Source organism: Methylobacterium carpenticola (assembly GCF_042748905.1).
Lineage (GTDB): Bacteria > Pseudomonadota > Alphaproteobacteria > Rhizobiales > Beijerinckiaceae > Methylobacterium > Methylobacterium carpenticola.
Genome location: NZ_JBHZEO010000001.1, coordinates 2,730,273 through 2,744,449, shown reverse-complemented (window position 1 = coordinate 2,744,449; position 14,177 = coordinate 2,730,273). Strand labels below are relative to the sequence as shown.

12 protein-coding genes are annotated in these 14,177 nt (G+C 71.9%); 9 read left to right on the top strand and 3 right to left on the bottom strand.

The genetic code is table 11. The features are described 5' to 3' along the window. Nucleotides 1–6: 6 nt before the first annotated feature. The 5 genes from ACE101_RS12950 to ACE101_RS12930 all read left to right on the top strand — a co-directional run bounded on the left by ACE101_RS12950 (nt 7) and on the right by ACE101_RS12930 (nt 5,608). Complete coding sequence (locus ACE101_RS12950; protein WP_379129905.1) at nt 7–681, top strand: HD domain-containing protein; 675 nt, start codon at nt 7–9, stop codon at nt 679–681. A 397-nt stretch (nt 682–1,078) separates the two neighbouring features. Further along, a complete protein-coding gene (locus tag ACE101_RS12945; RefSeq protein WP_379129902.1) occupies nt 1,079–1,837 on the top strand; it encodes a response regulator in 759 nt (252 codons plus the stop codon). A 110-nt stretch (nt 1,838–1,947) separates the two neighbouring features. After that, complete coding sequence (locus ACE101_RS12940; protein ID WP_379129899.1) at nt 1,948–2,190, top strand: hypothetical protein; 243 nt, start codon at nt 1,948–1,950, stop codon at nt 2,188–2,190. Beyond that, complete coding sequence (locus ACE101_RS12935) at nt 2,187–3,155, top strand: cytochrome-c peroxidase (protein ID WP_379129896.1); 969 nt, start codon at nt 2,187–2,189, stop codon at nt 3,153–3,155. The genes ACE101_RS12940 and ACE101_RS12935 overlap by 4 nt, the downstream gene beginning before the upstream one ends. Next, a complete protein-coding gene (locus tag ACE101_RS12930) occupies nt 3,152–5,608 on the top strand; it encodes a two-component system VirA-like sensor kinase (RefSeq protein ID WP_379129893.1) in 2,457 nt (818 codons plus the stop codon). Before ACE101_RS12935 ends, ACE101_RS12930 begins: the two co-directional genes overlap by 4 nt. An 86-nt stretch (nt 5,609–5,694) precedes the next feature. On the opposite strand, the gene ACE101_RS12925 is transcribed toward ACE101_RS12930, so the two are convergent. Both ACE101_RS12925 and ACE101_RS12920 read right to left on the bottom strand, forming a co-directional pair. Continuing rightward, the gene (locus ACE101_RS12925) at nt 5,695–5,949 is read right to left on the bottom strand and encodes a hypothetical protein (protein ID WP_379129890.1); all 255 of its coding nucleotides are present in this window, start codon (nt 5,947–5,949) and stop codon (nt 5,695–5,697) included. A 255-nt stretch (nt 5,950–6,204) separates the two neighbouring features. Continuing rightward, nucleotides 6,205–7,518 carry a glycosyltransferase gene (locus ACE101_RS12920; RefSeq protein ID WP_379129887.1) on the bottom strand — a complete coding sequence of 438 codons (1,314 nt, stop codon included), beginning with the start codon at nt 7,516–7,518 and terminating at the stop codon, nt 6,205–6,207. Between the two features lie 738 nt (nt 7,519–8,256). Here ACE101_RS12920 and ACE101_RS12915 point away from each other — a divergent pair. Further along, complete coding sequence (locus ACE101_RS12915) at nt 8,257–8,523, top strand: hypothetical protein (RefSeq protein ID WP_379129884.1); 267 nt, start codon at nt 8,257–8,259, stop codon at nt 8,521–8,523. Here ACE101_RS12915 and ACE101_RS12910 read toward each other — a convergent pair. Next, on the bottom strand, nt 8,509–9,375 hold the full coding sequence (locus ACE101_RS12910) for an AraC family transcriptional regulator (protein ID WP_379129879.1): 867 nt from the start codon (nt 9,373–9,375) through the stop codon (nt 8,509–8,511). The genes ACE101_RS12915 and ACE101_RS12910 overlap by 15 nt on opposite strands. A gap of 155 nt (nt 9,376–9,530) precedes the next feature. On the opposite strand from ACE101_RS12910, the gene ACE101_RS12905 reads away from it, so the two are divergent. The 3 genes from ACE101_RS12905 (at nt 9,531) to hpnR (ending at nt 13,985) form a co-directional block, all read left to right on the top strand. Further along, complete coding sequence (locus ACE101_RS12905; protein ID WP_379129876.1) at nt 9,531–10,850, top strand: tetratricopeptide repeat protein; 1,320 nt, start codon at nt 9,531–9,533, stop codon at nt 10,848–10,850. A gap of 8 nt (nt 10,851–10,858) precedes the next feature. After that, nucleotides 10,859–12,121, top strand: a complete 1,263-nt coding sequence (locus ACE101_RS12900; RefSeq protein ID WP_379129873.1) for an MFS transporter — start codon at nt 10,859–10,861, stop codon at nt 12,119–12,121. Nucleotides 12,122–12,431: 310 nt separating this feature from the next. After that, complete coding sequence (gene hpnR / locus ACE101_RS12895) at nt 12,432–13,985, top strand: hopanoid C-3 methylase HpnR (RefSeq protein WP_379129870.1); 1,554 nt, start codon at nt 12,432–12,434, stop codon at nt 13,983–13,985. Nucleotides 13,986–14,177: the final 192 nt, after the last annotated feature.

Genomic DNA, 14,177 nt, shown 5'->3' with positions numbered 1-14,177 from the left:
ACGACCATGAGCATCCGTCCGGAGGCTGCCGTTCCCGACAGTCGACTCGCCCGTGCGGTCACCGAATTCATCCGGGACAACGAGACCGACCTGCTCTTCAACCATTCGAGCCGGGTCTACCACTTCGGCGCCTTGGCCGGCGTCCATCGAGGACTGACCTTCGACCGCGAGCTGCTCTATGCCGGAGCCATGTTCCACGACCTCGGCTTGATGCCGGACTACGGCAGTGCCGACGAGCGCTTCGAGGTCGACGGCGCGAACGCCGCACGGGACTTCCTGAGGTCCTACGGGGTATCCGAAGCTGACCTGTCCACCGTCTGGACCGCCATCGCGCTGCACACGACGCCCGGCATCCCGGTCCACATGCACCCGGTCGTCGCGCTCGTCACCGCCGGCGTCGAGATGGACGTGCTGGGCCTGACCTACGACCAGTACTCGGAGGAGGAGCGAGCGGCCGTCGTGTCCGCTTTCCCGCGCACGCCGGACTTCAAGGACGACATCATCCAGGCCTTCTACGACGGCATCAAGCACAAGCCGGAGACCACCTTCGGAAACGTCAAGGCGGACGTCATCGCCGACAAGGAGCCCGGCTTCCGGCGGGGCAACTTCTGCAACGTGATCCGGAACTCCCGGTGGCCGGGCGGCGCGCATGCTCCGGGGTGCGGCTGCGGCCAGCCGTGATGCGCTTCCCGCCCCGGCCCGCTGGCGGTGGCCGCGTTCCTTCACGGTCGTGGTCTTCGAGTCCGCCGCAATCAGCCTCCTGTGCGACCTCGCCAGGCAAATCGAGATCATGTCCGCAGGCAGGGCTGCTCAACGAAGCTACATTTGCAATATTTCCAGCCAAAAAATTGCATTCACGCGGGACTAACGTGCGCGACCGCACATGCCCGGCCAGTCTGGTCTGAAAGAAGAGGGCCGGCGAGCCATGTCCAGGCGGCAGCCACCGGTGCGGCAGCTTGGGCCGCGAGCCGCTGGAGGGAGGATCGGGTCCGCATCATGCGGCCGCGACAGGCCGCACGGCAACCACGTGGCCCCGCCGCGGCCCGGCGCGAGGCACGAGACGACGCGAGGCATGCGCATGAACGAAACGCCCCTCGTCCAGGAGCACGGCCTGCGCGCGGCGGGATTGCCGATCCGCGTCCTGGTCGTGGACGACGATCCGGCCATGCGGCAGCTGCTCGCGAACTACCTGGGCGAGCACGACGTCGAGGTCGCCACGGCCGCGGGCCGGCAGGAGATGGCGGCGCGGCTGCGATCGGCCGAGCCGCATCTCGTGATCCTCGACCTGCGGCTCGGCCAGGATGACGGCCTCGCGCTGCTGCGCGAGATCCGCGCCCGCTCGGAACTGCCCGTCATCATCACCACGGGCCACCGCCGCGACGAGATCGACCGCGTGATCGGGCTCGAACTCGGGGCGGACGACTATCTGACCAAGCCCTTCAGCCCCCGCGAGCTGCTCGCGCGCATCCGCACGGTGCTGCGCCGCCAGGAGGCATGGCGCAGCGCACAGCGCGACGGCGCGGCCGTCTACGGCTTCGAGGGCTGGCAGCTCTCCACCCGGTCGCGCCGGCTCACCAACCCCGCGGGCGAGGCGGTGATGCTGACCAAGGGCGAGTACGCGCTGCTCGTGGCCTTCGTGTCGGCGCCGCAGCGGCCCCTGAGCCGCGAGCACCTGTTGCAGGCCACCCGCGTGCATGAGGACGTGTTCGATCGCAGCATCGACGTCCAGATCCTGCGGCTGCGGCGCAAGCTGGAGGCCGATCCGAGCCAGCCGCGCATCATTCTGACCGAGCGCGGGATCGGCTACGTCTTCGCCCTGCCGGTGGAGGTGGCGTGAGCCGCGCCGGCCGCCCGTGTTGCGGCTGCAACGCGACTCCCCCTGCCCTGACATCGCCCCGTAGGCGCGTCCGCCGAGGGTCGGGCCTCGAGTCACGGACGAGGTCGGCCATGAATGGGCGCAATCATCCCCCTCACGCCCGCGCATCCGCCCGCCTGCGCGGTGGCCTGAGCGCCGCCGGGCGCGGCTGGAACCGCGGCTGCGCGGGCGCCAGCCTGGTGTTGAGGGCGATCGGCCGGGACTTCGTCACCGGCCTCGCCCTCGCGGGCGCGAGCGGCTTCCATCCCGGCTGGCCGGTGTCCCGGACCGGGGACGGCGGATCGGGTGCGCCCCGGCGGATCGACCGGACGTGAGGCGGGCGCCCCTCGCCGCGGCCGCCTGCCTCTGCGCGCTCGGCACGGCGCTCCTCCTCGCGGGCACCGCGCCCGTCCGTGCCCCCGACCTCCCGGTGCCGGTCGCCGATCCGGCCGGAGCGCGCGAGCCGATCACGCCGATCCCGCCGCCGCCCGCCGCGGACCCGCGGGAAGTGGCCCTGGGCGAGCGCCTCTTCGCCGATCCGCGCCTGTCGGGCGACGGCGCGCGCGCCTGCACCTCCTGCCACGACGTGCACAGCAACGGCGCGGACCGGCAGACGCGCAATCCGTCCCACGACGCCGCGAAACCGCCCCTCAACGTCAGCACCGTGTTCAACGCGGCGCTGAGCTACCGGCTCGGATGGGAGGGCAAGACCCGCACATTGGAGGCGCAGGCCAGGGAGGCGATCGAGAGCCCCGCCTCGATGGGAGCCCGGCTCGACGACGTGCTCGCCCGGCTGCGCGACGATGCCGGGACCGTGGCGGACTTCCACGCGGTCTTCGCGCGGGCGCCCGACCGCGACGGCCTCCTGCGCGCGCTCGCGACCTACGAGCGCTCGCTGCTCACCCCCGACAGCCGCTTCGACCTCTGGCTGCGCGGCGATCCTACGGCGCTCTCGCCCGAGGAGCGGGCGGGCTACGACCTGTTCCGGTCGCTCGGCTGCGTCTCCTGCCACCAGGGCGTCAACGTCGGCGCCAACTTGTTGCAGCGGCACGGGATCTTCCATCCCCTCGCCTCCCCCGAGCCAGTGGTCCTGCGCGTGCCGAGCCTGCGCAACGTCGCCGAGACCCCGCCCTACTTCCACGACGGCAGCGCCCCGACCCTGCGGGAGGCGGTGCGCCGGATGGCGCTCGCCCAGCTCAACCAGCGGCTCGCGGACGACGAGATCGACCGGATCGCCGCCTTCCTGAAGACCCTGACCGGGCGCTATCGCGGCCGGCCCGTCGCGCCGCCGCCGGGATGAGGACCTCGGCCCTCGCGGCGCCCGCCGTGCCGCTCCTCCTGCTGATGCTGACCTGGCTGTCGTTCCACGCGGTGAACGCCGATGCAGAGGTGTACGATCGCGCTCTGCAGACCCTCGACGGCGTCACCGTCACCGAGAACGCCCTGCAGCGCGACCTCCTGCTGGCGCGCTCGGGCGTGCTGCGCAACTACGATCCTCTCGTGCAGGCGGTCGCGGCGCTCGGCGACGGCCACGCGCGGTTGCGGGAGATCGCGTCCGAGGGAGCGCGCACGGCCGCGACGATCGACGCGCTCGAGGACGCCCTTGCCCGACAGGAGGCCCTGGTCGAGCAGTTCAAGAGCGAGAACGCGCTCCTGCAGAACTCGCTCGCCTATTTCGGGCTGTTCAGCGCGCGCATGACGGCCCATGGCGGGGATGGCGCGATCCTGGCCGGGGTGAGCGACCTCGCCGCCGCGATGCTGCGCCTGACGCTCGACACCTCCGCCCCGGCCGCGCGCGAGGTGGAGGAGAGCCTCGGCCAGCTCGCCGCCGCGGCGGGGGACCGCGACCATCCGGACATCAGGGCCCTGCTGGCGCACGGGCGGATGCTGCACCGCCTGCTGCCGAGGCTCGACGGGCTGCTGAGCGCGCTCTTCGGGCTTCCCGTCGGCGAGGAGCTGTCGTCCCTGCGCGCGATGGTGCTCGCGCATCAGGGCACCTCGCGCGAGAGCGCCCGGCGCTACCGAACCCTGCTCTACGTGATCTCCCTCGCGCTCCTCGCGGCCCTGGTCCATCTCGGGCTGCAACTGCGCGCCCGCGCGCGGGCGCTGCAGCGGCGCGCGGCGCTCGAACACCTCATCGCCAGTCTCTCGCTCGGCTTCATCGACGCGCCGCCCCAGGAGGTCTCGGTCCGTATCGAGACGGCCCTGGGCGCGCTCGCGGACGAGATCGGCGCGGACCGCGCCTACTTCCTGCTCGCCGGCCGCGACCCGCTCCAGGTCTCATGGTGCCGCGCCGGCACGGCGCTGGCGGCGGGCTGGCCGGAGCGCGCGCTGGCGCTCGCCGGGAACCCGGTCCTCGGCGGGGGCGAACTCCTCGACCTCGTGCCAGAGCGGAGCCTGCCGGACGCGGCGGACCGGGCCGCGCTCGCGGCGGCGGGTCTGCGGGACTGGGCCTGCGTGGTGCGCAGGACGGGCGAGGCGGGCCTGCTGGGCTTCGATGCCGTACGGGCGCGCCTCACGCTGCCGCACGGCGAGCGCAGCCTGTTGCGCATGGCCTTCGACGTCTTCGCCAACGCGGTCGGGCGCGAGCGGCTGGAGCGCGACCGGGCGGAACTCGCCGGCCGGTTGCAGCAGGCCCGCCGGATGGAGACGGTGGGCGCGCTGACGAGCGGGATCGCGCACAACTTCAACAACATCGTCGGGGCGATCCTCGGCTACGCGGAGATGGCCGAGGCTCAGGTGGCGACGGGGGGCCGGGCGGCCTGGGCGATCGGGGAAATCCGGCGCGCGGGCGAGCGGGCACGCGACCTCGTCGATCAGATCCTCACCTTCGGCCGCCGCCGCGACGCGCGCCGCCGGCCGGTCCGGGTGGCGGTGCTGCTCGCCGAATGCGCCTCGCTGCTGCGGGCGTCCCTGACCGCGGACGTCGACCTCATCGTGCAGGACGTGCCCCCGGGCGCCACCGTCTCGGGCGAGGTGACGCAGTTGCAGCAGGTGGTGCTCAACCTCTGCAACAATGCCGCGCAGGCCATGGACAACGCGGGCCCGATCACGGTCGCCGTCGATCTGCGCGAGGTCGGCCGCCTGCCACCCGAGACCACCGACCGGCTGCCTCCGGGGCGCTATATCCGCATCGCCGTCGAGGATCGCGGCCGCGGCATGGACGAGGCGACGCGCGCCCGAGTCTTCGAGCCCTTCTTCACCACCCGCCCGGCGGGCAACGGCCTCGGACTCGCGACCGTGCGCGAGATCGTGCGCGAGCACGCCGGCGCGCTCGCCGTCTCGACCGAACCCGGCGCGGGGAGCCGCTTCGAGGTCTGGCTTCCCGCGATGGTCGGACCGGACGCGGACGACGGCGCGGCCGAGCCCGGGCTGCCCCTCGGGCAGGGCGAGACGCTCATGGTGATCAACCCGGATCCCGTCGCGCTGCTGCGGGACGAGGAGGTGCTGGCGGCCCTCGGCTACGAGCCGGTCGGGTTCAGCAGCGTCGAGCGGGCCATCGCCGCGCACGCGCAGGCGCCCGAGCGGTTCGCCGCCGCGCTGGTCGGACCGTCGGCGCGGGCCGAACCCGTGCTGCGCCTCCGCAACGGGCCGGGCCGCGGGCGTGCCCTGCCGGTCGTGCTCGCGGCCGGCTCGGCCGCCTCCATCGATGCCACAGCGCTGGCGCGCGCGGGTATCGCCGAGATCGTGCAGTGGCCCCTCGTCGCGACCGAGGTGGCGGCGACGCTCGCGCGCTGCCTCGCGCGGCGGTGAAGCGGCGCTCGCCGGCCTTGAGCCTTCCACCCGCCGGCGCGAGGCCGCCTTCTGCGTCCCGGCCTCGGTCAGGAACACCGCCCGCATCAGCAGCCCGTGCATACGCGGTCGATGATCCGCTGAGCCTTGAGGTGCTCGCGCACCACGTTGGCCGGGCGCGGGTCCCGCTCGTCCGGCGACGGGATGGAGCGGGCGAGCGAGCCGACGGTGGCGACGTCGCGGTGGGCGAGCCGCTGAACGGGCTCGGCCCGCGCCGCGCCCGTCCCCGACATGGTCAGGAGAAGGGTCCCGAGCATGGCGCGCGCACCGGCCGTGACGGCCGTCTTCCGATCGAGGGTCATGGTCGCATATCCCCGTTTGATGCAGCCTCAGGGATGGGCGGACGGCATGTCGGAGCGATTTCGAGCCGGCGGCGAACGGATTGCAGCGGACATTCGGCGGAAAACCGCAAACTAACGAGGATCTTCATTGCCGCCCGATCGCACGCGCACTGCGATCCATCCTCGCGCGACAGCCGCAGGAGCGAGAACGGCACCCGGTCCGAGGGGACCGGGTGCCGCTCAACTCGATCGAACGTGCCGAACTCTGGAGGGCGATCAGGCGGCGTCCGGCACCCGGCCGCGGGCGGACCCGGCCTGCTGCGACAGCAGCCGCAGGATCTCCGCTGTCGCGTCGTGGGCCGCGAACTCGGCGGCGAGGCGCCGCGCGTGAAGCCGGTGCCGGGGCGCGTCGAGCACGGTGCGCACGGCGCGCCGGATCGCCTCCGGCGCCGGGTTGTTCGTCCGAAGGTCGATGCCCGCGCCCGACCACGCGATGCGGGCGTTCACGTCCGCCTTGTCCTCGGTCAAGCCCGCGGCGACCAGGGGTACCCCGTGGCTCAGCGCCTGGTTGACGCTGCCGTAGCCGCCATTCGTCACCATGGCGTCGATCCGGGGCAGCACCCATTCGAAGGGCAGGTAGGCGGCGAGCCGCGCATTGGCGGGGATCGGCCCCGGAACGGCGTCGAGCCCGCGTCCGCCCGCCGTCACCACGGTCAGGATGTCGGGCTCGTCGGCGAGGGCCGCGAGGGTCGGGCCGACGAGGAGGCCGAAATCGTGGTTGGCCACGGTGCCCTGCGTGACGAGCACCACCTTCCGCCCGCCGTCGAGGTCGTCCGCCCAGGGCGGCAGCGGCGCTTGATCCGGGACGATCGGGAGCGCGCCGACGAACCTCACGGTGGGCGGCAGCACGAAGGGGAACTCGAAGCCCGGCACGGAGAGCTGCAGATAGGCGTCGGCGAGCCGCACCACCGAATCGAACAGAGTCGTCGACAGGGGCGGCAGCCCGAGTTCCGCCAGGACGCCGTTGAGCCGGCGCGAGACGGGCCCGTCGACGGCGGCGGCATGCTCCTGCGCGATCCGCTGGTACTCCGCCCGCTGTCCGGGGGTCCCCGCCGGATGGAGGCCGATGAAGGGGGGCGCCTTGTCCTCGCGCGAGCAGTGCAGGATGGAGGTGCCGCACAAGACGATCGCGGGCCGTTCCGCGCGCGGGCCGAGCAGCGCCGGCAGGACCCCGAAGAACATGTCGTCGCCGATCACCACCCCGGCCGGAAAGGCCCGGAGGGCGTCCCGCAGGCTGCGATGCTGATCGGGGACACGGTCGACGAAGACGCGTTCCATGGCGATGCGCAGCCAATCCGGTCCGGGCGGGGTGGTCGTCAGTTCGGGAGCGACGGTGAGGAGGTCGCGCCCGTCGAAATCCGCCTTCCCCGTGAGGGCCAGGAACCGTGCGCCGGCCGCCTCGATGCGGTCGCGAAAACCGGTGCCGGACAGCACCGCGACCTCGTGGCCCTGGTCGGCCAGCATGCGCGCGATGGCGAGCAGGGGATTGAGGTGGCCCGTCGCGGGCGTCGAACAGAGGAGGACCTTCATGCGCTCGTCCTTGTGATGGTCGGGAGCGGGCGCCGCTGCCTGCGGCGGTCCCAGGAGCGAGGCTGGAGGGCGCCCGTTACGGGGCGGCTGCGGATCGCGACGGTGAGGGTTACGGCTGCAATGCCGCCTGCTGCGGCCGGGGAGGACCGCCGGGTGGCGGGCGGCACGCCGGTCGAGGCGTCGGAATCCGGCAGGCGCCCGGTCGCCGCCGGGAGGAATGCGGGCCCGCGGCGCTACCACGCCACGCAAGGCATCGATCCGCCGGATGCCGCTGTGTCCCCGCAGCACCGGCATCGCGCCGGCCAGGCGCGGAACACGCCATGCGGGTCGGCCTCCAATTCCGCCTCTGATACGGTTTCCGGAAGATCACTTTCGGAAACCGTATCACGAGCCCGCGCGGCGCCTGAGCGAGGCCGGTTTCCGCATCGCGAAGCGATCATCCGGAAACCGTATGACAGGGTCGGGACGGTGATGCCCGCCCGGAGGGTCTCCTCGCTGCCGCGTCTCGCGCGGAAGCTCGGGGGCCGGCGCGACCGGATGATGTCCGGCGCGGCCGATCCCGGCTCGGCCGCGCCGCAGGCGCCAGGTCCCGCGCTCCAAGTCCCGCGCTCCAAGTCCCGCGCTCCAAGTCCCGCGCTCCAGGTCCCGCGCTCGTGACGTCATTCCTTAACGCACCTGAAATCGGCCCGTAATGCGGACCCTCCAAGAAGAGCCACGCCTCGCACAAGGAGATGCCCCATGGCTGAAAGCCGGCCGCACACGGATGATCTGTTCGAATTTCTGCTGAGGGAGCGCATCACGGATGCGGTGATCGGCTGCGTGGCCCGCAAGATCAGGACCGACGGGGAGTTGATTGCCCGCCTGAGGCGGTTCGAGCACCGGGCCCGCACGGAGCGGCTCAGCTCCCAGACCCTGCAGGTCATCTCCTCCGCCCGGCGCCTCCTCGGCGACGCACCGGACCCGCGCCACGGGGCCTTCGACGCCGCGGCGTCAGGGCCCACCTGATCGGAGAGATCCGGACCGGCCGGCCACTCCGACCTGCCCCAAATTCCCGGCATCGGGTGGCACGGACGGATCCGCCTTCCGTCCGCGCATATAGGCCTGCGGACTGCACCCCATCTCGGTGCGGAACGCGTACACGAAGGCGGAGGTCGAGCCGTAGCCGAGTTCCATCGCCGTCTGCGTGACCCCCAAGCCCCCGCCCATCAGCTCGATCGCCTTGAACAGCCGCAGGCGTCGCCGCCAGGAGCGCAGGCTCATGCCCAGCTCCGCCTCGAAGTGCCGGGCCAAGCTCCGCCCCGACAGGCCGAGTTCCCGGCCCCAGGCCTCGGGTCCGCGGCGATCGGCCGGCTCCGCGTAGAGGGCTTCGCAGAGGCCGACCAGGGCGCCCTCGCGCGGCCAGGGAAGCGCTCCCGGGAGCGGCTGGGCGCGCCGGAGCTGGTCGAGGATCAGGGCGGTGATGCGGTCGGCATAGCCGTCAGGATCCTCCCCGCCCTCGATCGCGGCGGCCTCGACGATGAGAGCCTGCAGCAGGGCCGAGACGCCGAACACGGTCGGGCGCTCCGGCAGGCCGCGACCGGCTTCGTCCGCGATCCAGAGGCTGCGGAACTCGGCCCCGAGCAGAGATCCGACCCGGTGCCGCTGCCCGGTCGGCAGCCACACGGCCTGCTCCGGCGAGATCACGAAGGAGCGCCCCGTCACGGCCACCGTCAGCACCCCGGAGATCGCGTAGACGACTTGGTTCCAGCGGTGCGCGTGCTCCGCGAAGGCGTGGCGCGCCGGGATGGACTGCACACGGACCGTCATCGGGTGCGGTGGTGCGAGGCCGGGCGGCGCCTCGATCGTTCCCCACGGCATGCCGGCCTCCAGTTTGGCTGGATTTCTACACAATATGGCATCTCATCGAAATACAGACAGCCGGCGCTCCGGTATGCACGGCCGGGTCCGACCCACCTGACGGCGGGGTGGGTTTCCACCCGTGGCCGATGCACGACTGAGCCCCGGAACCCGTCATGGCCCACCTCGACCGCCGCGGCCTGCCCCTCTCGACCACATCCGACTGGGCCGCCGAGCGCTACCGGGAGGGGGTCGATCTCCTCCTCTCGGCTTGGCCGGGCGCGGCGGAGGCCCTGGACGAGGCGGTGGCGGCCGATCCGGATTTCGCCCTCGCGCATGCGGCGCGGGCCCGCCTGCACGCGATCCGCGGCGAGGCCGCCGCGGCGCGCGCCCGCATCGAGACGGCGCACGGGATCGTCACCCGCAACGGCACCCCGCGCGAGCGGAGCCACGTGGCGGCCTTGGCCCTGGCCGTCACCGGGCAGTCCGCCAAGGCGCTCGACAGCGCGCTGGCCCATGCCGACACGTGGCCGCGTGACGTGCTGATCCTGTCGCTGCCCTTGGGCGCGTTCGGGCTGCTGGCGTTCTCCGGCATCGCCGATCACGACCAGGCCCGCGTCGACCTCTGCGAGCGCCATGCGGCCCATTTCGCCCCCGACGACTGGTGGTTCGCGACCTATCGGGGCTGGTGCCACGCCGAGAACGGCGCGGTGAAGGTCGGGCGCGACCTCGCGCAGCGGGGGTTCGAGCTGCGGCGCAACAACGCCAACGGGGCCCACGCCCTGTCGCACACCCTGTTCGAGGACGGCGCGGGCGAGGAGGCCGAGGCGCTGATCGCACACTGGCTGCCGGACTATGACCGCTCCGGCATCCTGCACGGCCATATCGCCTGGCACGCCGCGCTGTCCGCCCTGGAGCGCGACGACCCCGAACACGCCTTGAGGATCTACGCCGAGCACGTCCAGCCCTCGGTGACGGCAGGGTTGCCCATCAACGTCGTCTCGGACACGGTCTCGCTGCTCTGGCGCATGCAGGCCTACGGCTACGCGGTGCCGGCCAGGCTCTGGGACGAGGCCAAGGCCTATGCGAGCCCGTACTTCACCAAGGCCGGCTTCGCGTTCGCCGACGCGCATATGGGCCTGCTGGCGGCCGCGACCGGCGACAGGCCCGCGGCGGCGGCGCGCATCGACGCCCTGACCGACCTCGTGGCGGCCGGCACCCTCGCGGCCGGGCCGGTCGTGCCCGCGATCTGTCGGGCCGTGCTGGCGTTCGCGGACGAGGATTACTCAGGGTGCGTGCGCATCCTGGAGCCGGTCACGGCAGAGGTGCCGCGGATCGGCGGCAGCGGCGCCCAGCGCGAGATCATCGAGGACACGCTGCTCGTCGCGCTGATGCGCAGCGGCGAGGCCGCCAAGGCCCGTGCCCTGCTCGACCGCCGCCTGCACCGCCGCCCGTCCCCGCGCGACAGGCGCTGGCACACCCTCCTCACGGCCTGAGAGATCCCATGTCCCACGCCGCAGCCGGCCCGGCACCCGGGCTCGCGCCCGCTCTCCCTGCGCGGTCCGGGACGGGCAACGTCCTCCGGCTGGCCGTCGCCCAGGCGCTTGCCGGCGCGAATGCGACGGTCGTCTACGCAACCGGTGCGATCGTCGGCAGCATGCTGGCGCCGAGCCCCGTTCTGGCGACGCTGCCGATCTCGATCTTCGTGGTCGGCATGGCCGCCTTCACCTTGCCGGCCGGCGCCATCGCCCGCCGCCATGGCCGTCGCGCCGTGTTCCTGGCCGGGACGGCCTGCGGCGTGCTCGTCGGCCTGCTGTCCGCCTTCGCCATCGTGCTGGGCTCGTTCTGGCTGTTCAGCGTCGGCACCTTCTTCGGCGGCGCCTACGCCGCGGTGGTCCTCTCGTTCCGGTTCGCCGCCGCCGACTGCGTCGCGCCGGAGCGACGCCCGCGGGCGCTGTCGGCCGTCATGGCCGGCGGGGTCTTCGCCGGGGTCATCGGCCCGCAGCTCGTCACCCACACCATGAACCTGTGGCCGCCTCACCTGTTCGCGGCCACGTACCTGGCGCAAGCCGCCGTCGCCGCCGTCTCGGCCCTCGTCCTGCTCGGCGTGCGGCTGCCGATGCCGACGGCGCAGGAGCTGGCCGGCGGCCGTCCGCTCGGCGTCATCGCGGGCCAACCCCGGTTCATCACGGCGGTGATCTGCGGAGTGGTGTCCTACCTGCTGATGAACTTCCTCATGACGTCGGCGCCGTTGGCGATGCACCTGTGCGGCCTGTCGCAGGAGGACGCCAATCTCGGCCTGCAATGGCACGTGATCGCCATGTACGGGCCGAGCTTCTTCACGGGGCGCCTGATCACGCGCTTCGGCGCGCCGCGCGTGGTCGCGGCCGGCTTGGCGCTGACCGCGGCCGCGGCCGCCGTCGGCTTGGCCGGCGTGGACGTCGCGCATTTCTGGATCACGCTGATCCTGCTCGGCGTGGGCTGGAACTTCGGTTTCGTGGGCGCCTCCGCGCTGGTGTTGGAGTGCCACCGTCCCGAGGAGAGGGCCCGCGTGCAATCGCTCAACGACTTCGTGGTGTTCGGCACGATGGCGGTGGGCTCGTTCTCGTCGGGCGGTCTCCTGTCGCGCTACGGCTGGGACGTGGTCCTCTGGATCTCGTTCCTGCCCGTCCTGGTCGCGGGCGGCGCGCTGGTCTGGGCCGCTCTGCGCATCTCCGGCCTCCGCCCGGCCACCGACATCGCGGGCCGGCCGAGCGCGCCGCGATGAAGTGGTACGCGCCAGTTCTGACCCTGGAACACATCGCATGATGTCTTGAAATGTCGCGATCCGGCGTAGGATGGCATCATCGTCTCGGCCTTGTCCGCCAAGATGTCGGTCGAGAGGCAGGTGCGTCCAGCAGGAGCGGTGCGTCACCACCCGGCTCTCAGCATCCTTCGCCGAAGTGATCACGGGTTCGGCGAAGAACGATGCGAAACCGATGATCTCGGCAGAATTGCGCCATGCGGTTCCGCTGAGAGAGACCGAGCCGGGATGTCGCTCGAACCGGGCCTGCAGCACCGGAGAAGGAGGACCTGGCATGAAGGTTCTTGCGATCCATCCGAGCGGCCTGATGTTCACCAAGGTCTTCCTGCGGCTCGAGCCCCTGGGTCTCGAGATCGTTGCCGGGAAGGCGCGCGAGGCCGGGCACGAGGTCAGGCTCATCGACCTTCAGGTCGAGAGCCACGCTGATTTCCACCGTCTCGTGCGGTCCTTCCAACCCGACGTTCTCGCCTTCTCGTGCAACTACCTCGCCAATGTTCCCGAGGTGATCGATCTCGCCAAGGCCGCCAAGGCGGCGCTGCCGCGGTCCTACGTCTTCGTCGGCGGCCACAGCGCCTCCTTCACCGCGCAGGAATTCCTGGAGCACGGCGAGGGCGCGATCGACTGCGTGCTCAGGGGCGAGGGCGAGGCCGTGCTGCCAGCCTTCCTGGAGGCCGTCGCGTCCGACCGCGAGGCGGTCACCAGCGTGCCGGGCGCCGTGACCCTCGATGGCGAGGGGCCGCCGCCCCGCTTCGTCACGTCGCTCGACGAGTCCCGCCCGGCGCGCGATCTGCTGCGGCATCGGCGCAAGTACTTCATCGGGGTCCTCGACCCCTGCGCCTCGGTCGAGTTCGCCCGTGGCTGCCCCTGGGATTGCACCTTCTGCTCCGCCTGGACCTTCTACGGCCGCTCCTACCGGGCCATGTCGGTGGAGCGCGCCGTCGAGGAGGTCGCCGGCATCCGGGAGCCCGGCATCTTCCTGGTCGACGACGTCGCCTTCGTGCACGAGGCGCACGGGCTCGCCATCGGCGAGGGCTTGGCCCGGCGCGGCATCAAGAAGGAATACTACCTGGAGACCCGCGGCGACGTGCTCCTGCGCAACAGGGACGTCTTCCGGTTCTGGAGCCGCAACGGCCTCAAGTACATGTTCATCGGCCTGGAGGCGGTGGACGAGGAGGGCCTGAAGAAGTTCCGCAAGCGCATCGCGATGGACAGGAACTTCGAGGCGCTGGAATTCGCCCGCTCGCTCGGGATCATGGTGGCGATCAACCTGATCGCCGACCCGGACTGGGACCGCGAGCGGTTCGCGACGATCCGGCAGTGGTGCCTGGAGATCCCCGAGATCGTCAACATCAGCGTCAACACGCCCTATCCGGGGACCGAGATTTGGCGCACCGAGACCCGCCCGTTGCAGAGCCTCGACTACCGGCTCTACGACATCCAGCACGCGGTGCTGCCGACCAAGCTGCCGCTGCCGGAGTTCTACGCCGAACTCGTCAAGACACAGAGAGCGCTCTATCGCAGGCATGTCGGCTGGCGGGCACTCGTCACGCATGCGGGGATCGGGATGCGCAACCTGATGCGTGGCCAGACGAACTACGTGCGCATGCTGTGGAACTTCGACAGCGTGTACGACCCGCGCCTGCAACTCGCCGACCACAGCCGGGAGGCGCGCTACCTCATGGCGCCGCCCCCGGCGCAGCGGGCGGAGAAGGTCGACCCGAGGGCCCTCTACGTCCACCCGCCGCAGGGCCGCAGGGGGCGGGCGTCCCTCGACGAGGCCGGTGAGCGCTTCGTCGACAACACGCGCATGGGCACGGCAAGGACGTGACCCTCCTCGCCCGAAACCCGCGTCCTTGGAGCAGCGCCCGATCACGGTGCGATCGGGCGCTGCTCTCGGTCACTGATTTTGCCGCATTGTCTGCAACGAACCGGCACCGCCGCGACCGCGTCGCCGAAATCCGTGACTCAGGTCGGCGTAGCGGTCGCTCGGGCGCGGATCGACCGACAGCCTCGGATGGCG